General features: G+C 64.5%; 14 protein-coding genes. 9 read left to right on the top strand and 5 right to left on the bottom strand.

Annotation, left to right across the window (positions count from 1 at the left end; all coding sequences use genetic code 11):
* Positions 1–105 precede the first annotated feature (105 nt).
* The gene (locus SO139_RS30625; RefSeq protein WP_449383341.1) at positions 106–366 is read right to left on the bottom strand and encodes a PepSY domain-containing protein; all 261 of its coding nucleotides are present in this window, start codon (positions 364–366) and stop codon (positions 106–108) included.
* A gap of 305 nt (positions 367–671) precedes the next feature.
* Positions 672–2,465, bottom strand: a complete 1,794-nt coding sequence (locus tag SO139_RS30620) for a potassium/proton antiporter (RefSeq protein WP_449383340.1) — start codon at positions 2,463–2,465, stop codon at positions 672–674.
* Between the two features lie 256 nt (positions 2,466–2,721).
* On the opposite strand from SO139_RS30620, the gene SO139_RS30615 reads away from it, so the two are divergent.
* Complete coding sequence (locus SO139_RS30615) at positions 2,722–4,032, top strand: mechanosensitive ion channel family protein (RefSeq protein WP_449383339.1); 1,311 nt, start codon at positions 2,722–2,724, stop codon at positions 4,030–4,032.
* A 104-nt stretch (positions 4,033–4,136) separates the two neighbouring features.
* The gene (map, locus tag SO139_RS30610) at positions 4,137–4,955 is read left to right on the top strand and encodes a type I methionyl aminopeptidase (protein ID WP_449383338.1); all 819 of its coding nucleotides are present in this window, start codon (positions 4,137–4,139) and stop codon (positions 4,953–4,955) included.
* A gap of 44 nt (positions 4,956–4,999) precedes the next feature.
* Here the strand turns inward: map and SO139_RS30605 are convergent, their stop codons facing one another.
* Positions 5,000–5,596 (bottom strand): bifunctional transcriptional activator/DNA repair enzyme AdaA, encoded by a 597-nt coding sequence (locus SO139_RS30605; protein ID WP_449383337.1) that lies wholly within the window; start codon positions 5,594–5,596, stop codon positions 5,000–5,002.
* 133 nt (positions 5,597–5,729) lie between these two features.
* On the opposite strand from SO139_RS30605, the gene SO139_RS30600 reads away from it, so the two are divergent.
* The 5 genes from SO139_RS30600 (at position 5,730) to SO139_RS30580 (ending at position 10,736) form a co-directional block, all read left to right on the top strand.
* On the top strand, positions 5,730–6,674 hold the full coding sequence (locus SO139_RS30600) for a DMT family transporter (RefSeq protein WP_449383336.1): 945 nt from the start codon (positions 5,730–5,732) through the stop codon (positions 6,672–6,674).
* Positions 6,675–6,753: 79 nt separating this feature from the next.
* The gene (locus SO139_RS30595; RefSeq protein ID WP_449383335.1) at positions 6,754–7,608 is read left to right on the top strand and encodes an intradiol ring-cleavage dioxygenase; all 855 of its coding nucleotides are present in this window, start codon (positions 6,754–6,756) and stop codon (positions 7,606–7,608) included.
* A gap of 56 nt (positions 7,609–7,664) precedes the next feature.
* Positions 7,665–8,384: a RadC family protein gene (gene radC, locus SO139_RS30590; protein ID WP_449383334.1), complete on the top strand. Its 720-nt coding sequence runs from the start codon at positions 7,665–7,667 to the stop codon at positions 8,382–8,384.
* 76 nt (positions 8,385–8,460) lie between these two features.
* Positions 8,461–9,819 (top strand): tetratricopeptide repeat protein, encoded by a 1,359-nt coding sequence (locus tag SO139_RS30585; protein ID WP_449383333.1) that lies wholly within the window; start codon positions 8,461–8,463, stop codon positions 9,817–9,819.
* A gap of 125 nt (positions 9,820–9,944) precedes the next feature.
* Complete coding sequence (locus tag SO139_RS30580) at positions 9,945–10,736, top strand: bestrophin-like domain (RefSeq protein WP_449383332.1); 792 nt, start codon at positions 9,945–9,947, stop codon at positions 10,734–10,736.
* Positions 10,737–10,745: 9 nt separating this feature from the next.
* On the opposite strand, the gene SO139_RS30575 is transcribed toward SO139_RS30580, so the two are convergent.
* Together SO139_RS30575 and SO139_RS30570 are read right to left on the bottom strand one after the other, a co-directional pair.
* Positions 10,746–11,507 (bottom strand): inositol monophosphatase family protein, encoded by a 762-nt coding sequence (locus SO139_RS30575; protein ID WP_449383331.1) that lies wholly within the window; start codon positions 11,505–11,507, stop codon positions 10,746–10,748.
* Positions 11,508–11,524: 17 nt separating this feature from the next.
* Positions 11,525–11,701 (bottom strand): hypothetical protein, encoded by a 177-nt coding sequence (locus SO139_RS30570; RefSeq protein WP_449383330.1) that lies wholly within the window; start codon positions 11,699–11,701, stop codon positions 11,525–11,527.
* A gap of 92 nt (positions 11,702–11,793) precedes the next feature.
* Between SO139_RS30570 and SO139_RS30565 the strand changes: the two genes are divergently transcribed.
* Together SO139_RS30565 and SO139_RS30560 are read left to right on the top strand one after the other, a co-directional pair.
* On the top strand, positions 11,794–12,906 hold the full coding sequence (locus tag SO139_RS30565; protein WP_449383329.1) for an ABC transporter ATP-binding protein: 1,113 nt from the start codon (positions 11,794–11,796) through the stop codon (positions 12,904–12,906).
* A gap of 15 nt (positions 12,907–12,921) precedes the next feature.
* Positions 12,922–14,052 carry an ABC transporter substrate-binding protein gene (locus SO139_RS30560; protein WP_449383328.1) on the top strand — a complete coding sequence of 377 codons (1,131 nt, stop codon included), beginning with the start codon at positions 12,922–12,924 and terminating at the stop codon, positions 14,050–14,052.
* Positions 14,053–14,061 lie beyond the last annotated feature (9 nt).

The raw sequence follows: 14,061 nt of genomic DNA, 5'->3' as shown, positions 1-14,061 counted from the left end.
CGAGGGGTGTCCACACCCTCACCGCCGCTTACCCCAGTCGCCGCTTACCCCATAGCATCTGGATTCCCCGCTTTCGCAGGGAATGACAGCGAGATTGCGTAACGCCTACCACCCTCTCTCAACATTCCGCACGTCGCCGGTGTTGGCGTCGACATAGACTTCCATCCAGCGGCCGGCGCGGTCACGGCCTTCGATCTGCCATTCGTCGCCGAGGAACTGGGTGTGCGAGACGGTCCTGATGCCGATATCGGTAGCGATGCCGAGCGCGGTCTCCATCGAGACCTGGTCGCCGGAATCAAACGCCAGCGCAGGCGCCGACGCGCCGAGCGCAAGCACCGTGACGATCGGGATGATGAACTTTCGCATGGAACCACTCCTGTTACGTTGCCACGCGGCTAACCATGGACACAGACGAGCGTTCCGGGTTCCGATCACGATGCGTTGCGCGAATGTTCGGCAGGTCGCGGCATAGCGGTTCCGCTGTCACGCTTTCCATCGTCATCGTCGTCCTGGCGAAAGCCAGGACCCATTACCCCGGGGAGAAGTCGCAGCGGGAGATGGCAACTCCGAGTCTTCGCAAAACTGCCGACGGTGGTTATGGGTCCTGGCTTTCGCCAGGACGACACCGGAGAGGAACGTCGACGTCACACGCCGTCGCGCGCAGGTAGGCACTAAACCCCCGCCACCGAAATCCACAAATCCGCGAGCTTGCGCCGCAGCGCCTTCATCCGCGTGACAGGCGCTGGCTTCTCCTCGTCCTCGGGCAGCCGCAAGCCGACCACGTTGACGCGGCCGCCGGAGATCGAGCGGGCAACGAGCACGATCTCGTCGAGCGCGAGCTCGGCGCCTTCCTTCGGCGCGCGGTCCAGGTGAACGTCGAAATAATCGGCGAGCGTCAGCTTGCCCTCGTCCTCGCTCACCTTGACGCCGTAGATCTCGGCGAGCTCCGCCAGCGTGTGCTCACCGGAGACCATGAAGTCTCCGAGCAGATGCGGGTCGGGCGCGGTGCTCGGCTGCATGTCGACGAAGAAACGATCGAGCGACTCGGCCTTTTCAGGCGGAGCCAGCAAATAGATGTAGTCACCGGGCGTGATCGGGTCGGCTTCCGTGGGCGTCAAGATGTTCTCGTTGCGGATGACCAGCGTCGGCTTCGACCAGGACGGGATAAGACCGCGGCGGAAATACAGGCTCTTGGGCCGCACGGCATAGCCGACGAGCTGCTGCTCGAGCTGCCCGGGCAGGTCCAATTCCACGCGGCGAGGACCGCGCTCGCTGCGCGGCAGCGCGACATGCAGCCGCCTCGCGGCGGGCGCCAGCGTCCAGCCTTGCAAGAGGAGCGAGATGATGACGACCACGAAGGCAACGTCGAAATAGAGATAGGCTTTTGACAGCCCGACCAGCATCGGGATCGAGGCCAGGAAGATCGCGACCGCACCGCGCAAGCCGGTCCAGGCGATGAAGACCTTTTCCCGCCAGTTGAAGCGGAACGGTGCAAGGCACAGGAACACTGCGAGCGGCCTTGCGATCAGCATCAGGACCAGGGCGACACCGATCGCCGGCACCGCGCTGGAACCGAGCCGCTGCGGCGAGACGAGCAGGCCGAGCAGCACGAACATCACGATCTGCGCGAGCCAGGTCGCGGCATCCAGGAACGTCACCACCGAATTATGCGCGCGGGTCGGGCGGTTGCCGATAATGATGCCGGCGAGATAGACCGCGAGGAAACCCGAGGCATGCATGATCTGCGAGCCGCCGAAGATGACGAGCGCCGCCGTGGTCACGAACGGCGCGTGCAGCCCCTGCGGCAGCGCCACCTGATTGAGCGCGATCACCACCAGCCGGCCGCCGATCACGCCGACGATCGCGCCCAGCACGGCCTCCTGGATGAACTCCATGAAGACGTGGCCCGGCGAGCTCGACCCCAGCGAGATATATTCGACCAGCATCAGGGTGAGGAAGATCGCGAAGGGATCGTTGGTGCCGGATTCCGCCTCCAGCGTCGCGCCGACGCGCGGGCGCAGGCGCAGGCCCTGGGTGTGCACCAGCAGGAACACCGCAGCAGCGTCGGTCGAGGCGACGACGGCGCCGACCAGCAGCGACTCGGCCCAGTTGAGGTCGAGCGCGTATTTTGCAAACGGCGCGGTGATCAGCGCGGTCAGCAGCACGCCGACGGTCGCGAGCACCACGGACGGAGCCAGCACCGTGCGGATGCTCTGGAAGCGTGTGCGCAGGCCGCCGTCGAACAGGATCAGGGCCAGCGCCACCGAGCCGACCAGATAGGTCGTCCGCACGTCGTTGAACTGGAGCTGCCCCGGGCCGGAATCACCGGCCAGCATGCCGATTCCAAGGAAGACCAGCAGCAGGGGCGCGCCGAAACGCAACGCGAGCAAGCTCGACAGGATGCCCGCCATCACCAGGACGGCGCCGAGCAGGATCGCGATGCTGACCGAGTCGAGGGACGCCATCCGTCGTCACGTGGGAGAGGAAATCATTGTAAAACCATCCTTATCGTCGCCACACTTGCCCGCCAACCCATTTCTGCCACTCGCGGCAATCTGCCCGCATTTTGCGGCCTTAACTCGCATCACGTGCCGTTGTATCGATGGTCCGGCCGCGCCCTTTGTGGGATTCTGCCGCTGCATCGAATCAAATCCTGCCGATCTGCCTCCAACGCCCCCGCGATGGACATAGACCCCAAAGAGACATAGCCCCCAAAGAGACATGGACCTCAAAGACCTCATGGAGTTCTTGCAGACGACGGCGCGCAGCGTCGGCGCCGAGATCACCTCGCCCTGGTTCTACCTGCAATTCGGTCTGATGCTGGGAGCGGCCGGGATCGCCTGGGCCTCGGAGGCCGCCATCCGCAACCGCATCGACATGACGTCGCTGGCGATGCGCTGGCCGCTACCGCTTCGCCACTTCATCCGCGTGCTGGTCGGCAGCGCCTCCACGGCGGTCTTCACCGTCCTGGTCATCGTCGAGCGCGTGGTGATGTACCACGCGACCTGGCCGAGCCGCAGCTATCTCCTGATGGTCGCCGCAAAGCTCGGCCTCGCCTGGCTCGTGATACGGCTTGTAACCTCGGTGCTGCGCAACGCCTTCATCGTCAAGCTGGTGTCGGTCGCGGCGTGGTTCGTCGCTGCCCTTTCCATCATCGGTCAGTTGGACGCAACGGTCGATCTGCTTGACTCATTCGCGATCGTGCTCGGCGGATTGCGGCTGACGCCGCTGCTGCTGATCAAGGCCGGCGCGCTCCTGATCATCGCACTCTGGCTCACCAACATCGCCAGCAATTTCGCCGAGAGCCGGATCAACTCGACGACCGACCTGACGCCGTCGGTGCAGGTGCTGCTGATCAAGATCATCCGCATCGGGCTCTTGACAGTGGCGATCATCATCGCGCTCGACGCCGTCGGTATCAACCTGTCGGCGCTCGCGGTGTTCTCCGGCGCGGTCGGCGTCGGTATCGGTATCGGCCTCCAGAAGATCGTCGCGAACTTCATCTCCGGTATCATCCTGCTCGCGGACAAGTCGGTGAAGCCAGGCGACCTCGTCACCATCGGCGACAATACCGGGCGCATCAGCGCAATGAAGACGCGCTACATTTCCGTCGCCGCCGGCGATGGCCGCGAGTTCCTGGTGCCGAACGAGGATCTCGTGACGCAGAAGGTCGTCAACTGGACCTACACCGACAAGAACACGCTGGTGAAGATCGCCTTCGGCACCAATTACGACGCCGATCCGCGGCTGGTCTGCAAGCTCGCCGCCGAAACCGCCACCGCCCATCCGCGTGCGCAGAAAGGCAAGCCGCCGAACTGCATTCTGACAGAGTTCGCCGAGGCCGGCATGAAGTTCTCGCTAACCTTCTGGATCGCGGATCCCGACGGGATGGATAACGTCAAGAGCGACGTGATGCTGGCGCTGTGGGACGCCTTCAAGCGCGAGGGCATCCGGGTTCCCTACCCGGTGCGGGAAATCCGGGTCCGCGGCGGCGCGCTGCCGGTCGAAACCACCGTAGAAGTCCCGAGTTGAGGCAGCTTTTGGCCGCAAGCCCGCCAAGCTTGGCTTGCATGAAGGCCCGCGATCATTAAATTAGGACCAGAAATCAAACGCTTCCGCCGAAAAGATTACCTTTCATGAGCTACATCGAAGCCACCGATACTTCCTTGCGCAAGACCGGACAGATCAAGCTCCATGGCCCGAACGCATTCGTCGGCATGCGCAAGGCAGGCGCGCTGGTGGCCAGGTGTCTTGATGAGCTGACCGACATCGTCGGCCCGGGCGTGCCGACCTCGCGCATCGACGAGTTCGTCCGCGAGTTCGCCTTCAGCCATGGCGCCTATCCGGCGACGCTGATGTATCGCGGCTATCGCTACTCGACCTGCACCTCACTCAACCACGTGGTCTGCCACGGCATGCCCGGCGACCGGCCGCTGAAGGAAGGCGACATCGTCAACATCGACGTCACCTTCATCGTCGACGGCTGGTATGGCGACTCCAGCCGAATGTATGCGATCGGCCCGATCGCACGGAAAGCCGAGCGGCTGATCGAAGTAACCTATGAGGCGATGATGCGCGGCATCGCCGCCGTAAGGCCCGGCGCCACCACCGGCGACATCGGCTACGCCATTCAGAGCTTCGTCGAGCCGCAGGGCATGAGCGTGGTGCGCGATTTCTGCGGCCATGGTCTCGGGCGCATGTTCCACGACGAGCCCAACATCATCCATATCGGCCGGCCCGGCGAAGGCGTGCAGCTCAAGCCCGGCATGTTCTTCACCATCGAGCCGATGATCAATCTCGGCAAGCCGCATGTGAAGATTCTCTCCGACGGCTGGACAGCGGTGACCCGCGACCGCTCGCTGTCGGCGCAGTTCGAGCACTCCGTCGGCGTGACGGCGACCGGCGTTGAGATTTTCACGCTGTCGCAGCGGCACGGCGAGAAGCAGATCGGCTGACGTGTGGCGACCGCTTCGCTCGCTCCAACTATCCACCTATCCACCTATCGCAAACGTCGGAATGACGACGGTGGCCGTTTGTAGGTCGCGGCAAAAGCATCATTGAACCGCCGCACGCTGCCGAAGCCGGCCGCGAACGCGATCTCCGCCAAATTCATGTCGGTCTGGTCGATCAGGCGCTTGGCTTCCTGCACGCGGCGCGTCGCCGCGATCTCGCTCGGGCTCGCGCCGGCGTGGCGCATGAACAGGCGCAGGAGATGGCGCGGCCCGACGCCGAGGGCTTCCGCAAGCTCCGTCATCGACGCCTTATCCAGAAAGCCGTCATTGATCAGGCGCATCCCGCGCGCCACGGTGGTGGCGGTTCCCATCCATGCCGGCGAGCCCGGCGCCGTTTCAGGCCGGCAGCGCAGGCACGGGCGAAAGCCGGCCCGCTCGGCGGCGGCAGCAGTCGCATAGAAGGTGACGTTCTCGGAGCGCGCCGGGCGAACCGGGCAGACCGGCCGGCAGTAGATGCGCGTCGAACGAACGCCCGAGAAGAACAGCCCGTCGAACGCGTGGGCACGCGCCAGCCGTGCCCGGTCGCAGCTCTCCCAGTCGAGATGCGGTGGCAGCGTTTGCCGGTGCGCCAACGTCTTCGCCATGGCGGGATAATAGTTTCAGCACAGCCCGCCGAGTAGCCGAAATCGGACTGGATCGGGCGATGAGGTCCGAATCCAGCCAGCCTGCGCCGCCGCTTTTGGGATCATGGTGCCGACAGATCCCGGAGCAAATCGCATGAGCACGCAGGCGCAACAGACAATGTCAGGGCAAACCTCTCTCGCGTTCGAGATCGGGCTTTTGCTGATTCTCTCACTGATCTGGGGCAGCTCGTTCACGCTGATCAAGGTCGCGATCCCCACGATTCCGCCATTTACGATGGTTGCCGCGCGCGTGACGATTGCGGCCATCCTGCTGATCCTGATCGCTCGCGCGCAGAGACACGCCCTTCCGCGCCAGGGATCGGTGTGGGCGGCTTTCTTCGTGCAGGGGCTGGTGCAAAGCGCAGCTCCGTTCACCCTCATCAGTTGGGGCGAGATGCATATCGCGAGCGGCCTCGCCGGCGTACTCAATGCCACGCCGCCGATGTTCGTGCTGATGATCGCGCTGTTGACCGGGCGCGGACGACAGGCGATCAGCGGCCAGAAGATCATCGGCGTCGGTCTCGGCTTCGCCGGCGTCGCCCTGACGATCGGCATCGACGCGCTGTCCGGAATCGGCACGGCGGCGCCGCTGGCCCAGATGGCCGTGCTCGGCGCGAGCCTCTGCTACGCGCTTGCGCCGATATGGGGCCAGCGGTTCTCCGGCCTCCCCGCCATCGTCACCGCGGCCGGCGCCATGAGCTGCGCCGCGATCCTGATGCTCCCCATCGCCGCCGCCCTCGAACGTCCCTGGATGCTGGCGCTGCCTCCGGCACGGGCGATCGCGGCAGTCATCGTGCTCGCCGTTGTCTGCACGGCCTTCGCGATGGTGATCTATTTCCGCCTGATCCACACGATCGGCCCGCTCGGCACGACCAGCGGAAGCTATCTGCGCGCGGGCTTCGCGGTGGCGCTTGGCTCTGCATGGCTCGACGAGCGCTTCTCCTGGTCGATTGTTGCAGGAATGGCGCTCATTCTCGCCGGCGTCGTTGCCGTCACGGTGCCCCTGCCGGCGCGAAACAGCCGGAAACCTCCGGGCTGATTGTCGCCATTTTCAAAGCCTGATCTTGCCATTCCGTTCGCCGATGACGATCTGTCGTCAGAGGAACAGGAGAGATCAAGTGAGCACGTCGACGCGCCGTGGCTTTCTCGGATTTGTATCGGCCACTGCCGTAGGCGTGTTGCCAACCCGCGCGCAGGCGGCGTCCGAGCCCGCAGCGACTTCCAGCGAGCCGGCCTGCATCCTGACGCCGCAGGCGGAGGAAGGGCCGTTCTACGCCGATCCAAAGCTCCTGCGCATGGATATCACCGAGGGCAAGCAAGGCATTCCCCTCACGCTGCGGCTGCGTGTGATCGAGGCCGGTCCCTGCACCGCCATCAAGGGCGCCCGCGTCGACATCTGGCATTGCGACGCAAAGGGCCTCTACTCGGCGTTTCCGGGCCAGAGCGATAGCCATAACGTGGACGCGACCGGCAAGACGTTTTTGCGCGGCACTCAAGCGACCGACTACGCCGGGTGGGTCACGTTCAACACGATCTATCCCGGCTGGTATGACGGCCGCACCACGCATATCCATTTCAAGGTTTTCCTCGACGACAAAAACGTGCTGACGGGGCAAACCTTCCTGCCGGACGCGCTGAACGAGTTCATCTACACCAACGTTCCCGCCTACAAGGACCGCGCGCGGCAACGCACGATCATCAACGCCAACGACATGGTGATCGAGCGCTCCGACCCCGAGCATCGCGCCTTCTGCGCGGTGAAGGAGGAGCGCGACCGTTACGTGGCAAGCTTGACGCTCGGCATCGACCGCCGCGTGGACGCGACGGTCGGGCGCGCCGGCCCGCCACCGCCGCCACCCGGTTCACGCGGCGGACCTCCGCCGGGGCCTCCGCCCGCGGGCGGGCCGATGTTCGGCCGTCGGATCAAGGACCGGCTTGCTGCGCTGGTGCCGGGGCTGAAGCCGGTGCGCTGAACTCCGCCGCAATTGGCGGTTGCAAAAACGATGGCACGCGGCAATGCTGGCGCGCGATGCCCGCCAAATCCCGCGACCCATCCGAGAAGCACGAACCGACAGAGCCGCCGCATTATCACGGCCATCGCGAGCGGCTGCGCGAGCGCTTCTACAGCGCCGGGGCGGACGGGCTGAGCGACTATGAACTGCTGGAGATGGCGCTGTTTCCGGCGCTGCCGCGGCGCGACACCAAGCCGCTTGCGAAGACGCTGATCAAGACCTTCGGCTCGTTCGCCGAGGTCATCCACGCGCCAGTGGCGCGGCTGCGCGAGGTCGAGGGCGTCGGCGAAGCCGCGATCAATCAGCTCAAGCTGATCGCGGCGGCCGCAAGCCGCGTGACCAAGGGCGAGGTCAAGAGCCGCAACGCGCTGTCGTCCTGGAACGAGGTGATCGACTATTGCCGCTCCAGCATGGCGTTTGCCGACAAGGAGCAGTTTCGCTTGCTGTTTCTCGACAAGCGCAACCAGCTCATTGCCGATGAGGTGCAGCAGACCGGCACCGTCGACCACACCCCGGTCTATCCGCGCGAGGTGATCAAGCGCGCGCTCGAATTATCGGCGACAGCGCTGATCCTCGTGCACAATCACCCTTCCGGCGATCCCTCGCCCTCGCAGGCCGACATCCAGATGACCAAGGCCATCATCGAGATCGCAAAACCGCTCGGCATATCCGTGCACGACCACATCATCGTCGGCAAAGGCGGGCACGCGAGCTTGAGGGGGATGAAATTGATTTAACCCCGCTGCGTTGAGACCCGTCCACACACCCAAAGCCCATCCCTGCCTGCGCCAAAGCGCCTCCACGGAGACGATCATGTCGAATGGTCCCAGCGCGGTTCTCTCTTCCGATGAGATCAAAGCGATCGCACGTGACGCCGCCGAAGAAGGACAGGCGGGCCGCAAGCAGGCGGCGTGGCAGAATATCCAGCCATTGCGAAAGGCGCTGCGCCACCAGCCTGAGGCCGCGATGGCGTTGTTGTGGATTGTCGACGAGCGAAGCCTCACAAGGGAGGAGGCGGCAGACGTTCTTTCGGAGATAGCAGACGCCCACGATGGCGACACGAATATCCTCTCAACGCTTGGCCAATGCCTCGAAGCCGCCCGCGACATTGATGATCTGAATGCGCCACCGCCGGGACACCCAGTATTTCGGACCATGGTCGAGAAGCTGAGCCGCCTGGCCGAGGTCCATGAGGGGCAGCCTGAACAGGAGCGTATACTTTGCGGGCTCGCCACGTCGGCCCGAATGATGGCGCGCCAGAAGGATGCGATCGCCGAGAGCAGCCTTCGGAGGCTGACCGAAATCGATCCGCAAAACAGCGCGCACCAATACAATCTGGGCCTTTTCTACAAGACACGCGGCAGATTCGCGGAAGGCATGGCGGCGAACCGGGCGGCCGCAAGCCTGACGCAAAAAGTTATCGACAGTTACGAGTGGAACCTTGGAATCTGTGCCACCGCCGCCAAGAACGCCGAAACTGCCTTGGACGTGTGGAAGCGCATGGGTCAGAAAATAGAGCTTGGACGTTTCGGCTTGCCGGAAGGCAGATATCCGGCCTGCAAGGCGAGGCTCGCCGAACGTCCCCTTGCTGAGCGGACGGCAGACTCTGATGATCCAGGCAAAGAGGAAACGGTATGGATCGAACGGTTAAGTCCGTGCCATGGCATTATCCGCAGCGTGCTGTACGGCAATCTCGGCGTCGACTACGGCGATGTCATCCTCACGGACGGCGCCCCGATTACGCATCACACCTATGGTGAGCAGCAGGTCCCGGTCTTTCCCCATCTGGCAACACTTCTGCGTCGGAACTATCAATTCTTCGATTTCGCGGGCACGCAGCAGACAGCACGGCAATTGGCCGACCTGAGCGAAGAGTTGGACGGGGATGCCGTCGTCTATTCGCACTCCGAGAGCTTCAAGATCATGTGCGCGAATTGCTGGCGCGACCCCGATATCGATCACGCCGATCACGCGAAAATGGAAAAACACGTCGTCACCGGTCGTATCGCCGCGCCGCCCGACATTTCGCCGGCACGACTTTTGGATATGATTGATAAGGGAATCGAGAAGCGAGGAATTTGCCAACTCTACGCGCCCGATCTTTGTGCAGCGGCGGGACAGCTTGCGCGCGAGCAGATCGACAGACGTCGGTTTGCTCTACTCCGCAACTGACGGAAACATCGATCCGCAGTCGCAATCCCGGTGGACAGGCCATACACGACACGTGCATTGACTACCCGAATCGCATTGTTCGATTCGGTTGATCTGAAGAGTTTCCAAGCAAGCAATGAGATGAAATGAGCGACTGGCTGCACAACCTGCCGGTGCCGTGGATGGCGCTGGTGATTTTCGGCTTCACCTATTTTCTGGCTGCGACCGTGTTCGCGGCGGTCATGGTGTTCGCGACGGATGCGCGGACCAAGTCGCTCAAGACGATCTCGCCGGGCATGCTGCCGGTGCTCGGCATCATCTTCGGCCTGTTCGTCGCCTTCACGGCGGCGCAGGTGTGGGGCGACAGCGATCGCGCCAGCGCCGCGGTGAGCCGGGAGGCCAGCGCCCTGAGGAGCGTCGAGCTGCTCGCCGCCGGCCTGCCGACGGAGCAGGCGGCGCGCCTGCGCGCCCTGGTGCGCGACTATGTCGGGCAAGCCGCCACGGTGGAGTGGCCGATGATGGCGCAGCGGGAGGTTTCCCTGAAAGCGACGCCGCCGGCGCTGGCCGAGGCGTTGCAGCTCGTGGTCGCGATGACGCCGCAGGGCTCGGGTCAGGCGACCGTGCAGCGCGAGCTCATCAACGCGCTGGAGCAGGCGCTCGATGCGCGCCGGCAGCGCATCATCATCAGTCTCGCCGCGGTGAATGCGGTCAAGTGGTGGTGCCTGTATTTGCAGGCGGCGTGCGCGCTTGTGGTGATCGGCCTCGTCCATTGCGACAATCGCCTCGCGGCGGCCATCGCGATGGGCCTGTTCGCGACCGGCGTTTCGGCTTCCGTTCTCCTGATCGCCGCGCATGACCGGCCATTTGCCGGCCAGATCTCGATCGGACCCGAGCCGCTGCTCCAGATCATGCCGGAGAAGCCGGACAAGCTGCCCTGAGAGGAGCTGCTAGGACATTCCCACGATTTCGCGCAGCTGGGGCGCGAGTGCGGGAGTGGAGCAGAGAATCGGGTTTCCTTTGCTGATGCCGTCGCCAGCGAAGAAATCATTGATTGTTGCGCCCGCCTCGCCGGCGATGACGATGCCGGCAGCGACGTCCCATGCATTGATGTGCAGCTCGAGATAGGCGTCGGTGCGCGCATTGGCGACATGGCAGAGCCCCAGCGCGCCCGAGCCGGAGCGCTTCACCGCGCAGCCCGCGGCATAGCCGCGCTCGAGGACGGCGAGATAGCGCTCGAAGGGGACGCGGGGCGACCAGCCGAGCTCGACATAGGCGCGCTTGAGGTCGTTGGTGGCCGAGACGTGGATCGGCCGCCCGTTCAGCGTTGCGCCCTGTCCGCGTTGGGCCACATAGAGCTCGTCCAGCGCCGGTGCGGCCACGATTCCGATGGTCGGGACGCGATCGTGCAGGAAGCCGATCGAGATGCACCAGTTGCGGTCGCCATGGGCGAAGTTCATGGTGCCGTCGATCGGATCGATGATCCAGACCGCATCGCTCGCTGCGCCGCCGCCCTCCTCGCCGATCACCGTGTCGGTCGGGAAGAGCACGGCCAGCCGCTGCCTGAGGAAATCCTCGACGGCACCGTCGGCAACCGTCAGCCAGTCCTGAGCGCCCTTCATGGTGACGCCGAGGCTGTCCTGCTTGCCGAAATAGTCCAGCGCCAGGCGCCCGGCCTCGGCGACAAGGCCCTGGACGGCATGACGCCGCATTGCGAGCTCTGCCGGCGTCATCGCCCAACAACCTCGGTGGGGACCGACGCGCCAACGCGCTCCGCAAGATCAGGGATCAACCACGGGAGCAAGGCTTCGTCGTCGCTGTCTGGCATGAGCCAGGTCGATTGCTCGTCGGCAGGCATCGTTTCGGCTTCACCAATCTCGGATTCACAAATCTGTTGCATCAGCACGCTACGGATCGCTACGTTTATTCCAAGCCGGTCGCGGAATGGAAGGACAATTCCATTCTGGCAAAATGACATCGGCGTGGAGGGAACGAATCGTGCAGGCGGAAACGCATGGCGTGACGAGCGCCGGCGCGGCGATCCAGGTGCGCGACCTGCATGTCGCCTATGGCGGCACGCCAGTCCTGCACGGTGTCAGCCTCGATTTTGCCCCCGGCACCTTCACCGCCCTCCTGGGCTCTTCCGGCTGCGGCAAGACCACCCTTCTGCGCTCATTGTGCGGCTTCGTGCCGGTGCACTCCGGCTCGATCGTGGTCGGCGACCGTGACGTCGCCCTGCTGCCACCGGAGAAGCGTGGCATGGCGATGGTTTTCCAGTCCTACGCGCTGTGGCCGCATATGACCGTGCTGCAGAACATCGGCTACGGGCTGAAGCTGCGGGGCGCCGCCAAAGCCGAGATCGCCGCTAAGGCGGCTTCGCTGCTCACGATGCTGGGCCTTGCCGGCTACGAGCAGCGCAAGGTCACGGCGCTGTCGGGCGGGCAGCGGCAGCGCGTCGCGCTCGGCCGGGCGCTGGCGGTCGACCCTAGCATCCTGCTGCTCGACGAGCCGCTGTCCAATCTCGACGCCAAGATCCGGATGACGATGCGCCACGAGATCCGCGCGATCCAGCAGCGGCTCGGCGTCACGGCCATCCATGTCACGCATGATCGCGAGGAAGCCATGACCATGGCGGATCGGCTCGTCATCATGCAGGTGGGCCGGATCGCCCAGGTCGGTACACCCGAGGAGGTTTACGATCGGCCGGCGAGCGCCTTTGTCGCCAACTTCATGGGCGCGGAGAACGTCCTGCCCGTGCGTGTCGCGCGCAACGAGGACGGGACGGCCGTCAGTGCCGGCTCCGCGGTCGTCCGGGTCGCGCACGACGATGCCACAGCGCTGCCCACGGGCGAGGCCGTGGCCTATTTCCGCGACGACGTCGCAAGCCTGGAGGCGCCCGACGCGATGCCGCAGGGCGATCTCCTCGTGCCCGGGCGTATCGCCGCGCGCAGCTATCCCGGCGGTCTCTATCGCTATCGCGTCGAGGCGGTCGGCCGGCAGATCACGGTCGACGACGCAGCACGCCATGAGCCAGGCGCGACCGTCGGCCTGCGCATTCCGTTGCGACGCATTCACATCTTCCCGGCGGCCGAAGCCGCCACCGCCGCCTGACCAGGAGCCAGACTCATGCGCATTCTCAACTTAGCCTGCTCGCTCGCGGCGCTGCTCTCAGCATCGCCTCTCGCCGCACAGACCCTCAACGTCGCTTCGGCCGGCGACCAGAATATGGTCGACTACGTCAAGGACTATCTCGGCCCGATGTTCGAGAAGAGTCACCCCGGCGTGAAGGTCATCTCCGTCGGCACCGGTCCCGGCGATGCCGGCTCCCAGAAGATCTTTGAGAAGCTTGACGCCCAGAAAGGCGCCGCGACCACCGATTTCGATGTGGTGGTGATCCACCAGAAGGCGGCCGGGACGATGGTGAAGCAAGGGCTGCTCGCGAAATACACCGACAAGGTCGACACCGCGAAGCTGGTCTCCAGCGAGACCGCCAAGAACTCGCTCGGCGCCGACGTCTCGGGCTACGTCATCCCGATGTTCCAGTCGCAGACGGCGCTCGCCTACAATGCCGACATGCTCAAGACCCCGCCCGACAACTTCGCCGAGTTGAAGGAGTGGGTGAAAAAGAACCCGAAGCAGTTCGGCTACAATGGCATCAAGGGCGGCATGTCCGGCGTGGCATTCGTCGCCGGCTGGATCTATGCCTTCGGCGGCGACGCCGGCAAACTGATTCAGGGGCCGTATGACCCGGCCGAGAAGGCAAAGTGGGACACAGCCTTCAGCGAGCTGAAGGACTTCAACAAGAACATCGTCATCACGCCCGGCAATGCCGGCACGCTCGACATGCTCAACCGCGGCGAGATCGCGATGGGCCCGGTCTGGGTCGACATGTTCTATTCCTGGCAGGCAGACGGCAAGCTGCCGCCCAACATGAAGCTCAAGCTCGCCTCGCCCGGCATGCCCGGCCAGCCGATGTACTACGCCGTGCCGGAGAAGGCGGCGCAGCCGAAGCTCGCAGAGGAGTTCATCGCGCTCGCCACCAGCCCGCAGGTCCAGGCGGACGGCATCGTCAAGAAGTTCAACTGGTATCCGGGCATCGACGCCAAGAACCTCGAAGGCAAGCTCGACAAGGCGGCATGGGACAAGCTCTTCACCGACATCACCCCGGCCGACCTGTCCAAGAACGCAAAACCCTTCCCGATCGCGCCCTATTTCAACGACATTCTCGAGGGCTACGAGAAGAAGGTCGCGAACTGAGGGGCGCGT

Source organism: Bradyrhizobium sp. UFLA05-89, assembly GCF_059803475.1.
The sequence above is the reverse complement of the archived record's forward strand: the minus strand, read 5'-3'. Positions and strand labels throughout refer to the sequence as shown.

Excerpts from the sequence above, each read along its gene's own strand:
- SO139_RS30625 (WP_449383341.1), bottom strand. The coding sequence starts at position 366 with ATGCGAAAGTTCATCATCCCGATCGTCACGGTGCTTGCGCTCGGCGCG.
- map (WP_449383338.1), top strand. The coding sequence starts at position 4,137 with ATGAGCTACATCGAAGCCACCGATACTTCCTTGCGCAAGACCGGACAG.
- SO139_RS30615 (WP_449383339.1), top strand. The coding sequence starts at position 2,722 with ATGGACCTCAAAGACCTCATGGAGTTCTTGCAGACGACGGCGCGCAGC.
- SO139_RS30580 (WP_449383332.1), top strand. The coding sequence starts at position 9,945 with ATGAGCGACTGGCTGCACAACCTGCCGGTGCCGTGGATGGCGCTGGTG.
- SO139_RS30560 (WP_449383328.1), top strand. The coding sequence starts at position 12,922 with ATGCGCATTCTCAACTTAGCCTGCTCGCTCGCGGCGCTGCTCTCAGCA.
- SO139_RS30585 (WP_449383333.1), top strand. The coding sequence starts at position 8,461 with ATGTCGAATGGTCCCAGCGCGGTTCTCTCTTCCGATGAGATCAAAGCG.
- SO139_RS30575 (WP_449383331.1), bottom strand. The coding sequence starts at position 11,507 with ATGCGGCGTCATGCCGTCCAGGGCCTTGTCGCCGAGGCCGGGCGCCTG.
- radC (WP_449383334.1), top strand. The coding sequence starts at position 7,665 with ATGCCCGCCAAATCCCGCGACCCATCCGAGAAGCACGAACCGACAGAG.
- SO139_RS30605 (WP_449383337.1), bottom strand. The coding sequence starts at position 5,596 with ATGGCGAAGACGTTGGCGCACCGGCAAACGCTGCCACCGCATCTCGAC.
- SO139_RS30620 (WP_449383340.1), bottom strand. The coding sequence starts at position 2,465 with ATGGCGTCCCTCGACTCGGTCAGCATCGCGATCCTGCTCGGCGCCGTC.
- SO139_RS30600 (WP_449383336.1), top strand. The coding sequence starts at position 5,730 with ATGAGCACGCAGGCGCAACAGACAATGTCAGGGCAAACCTCTCTCGCG.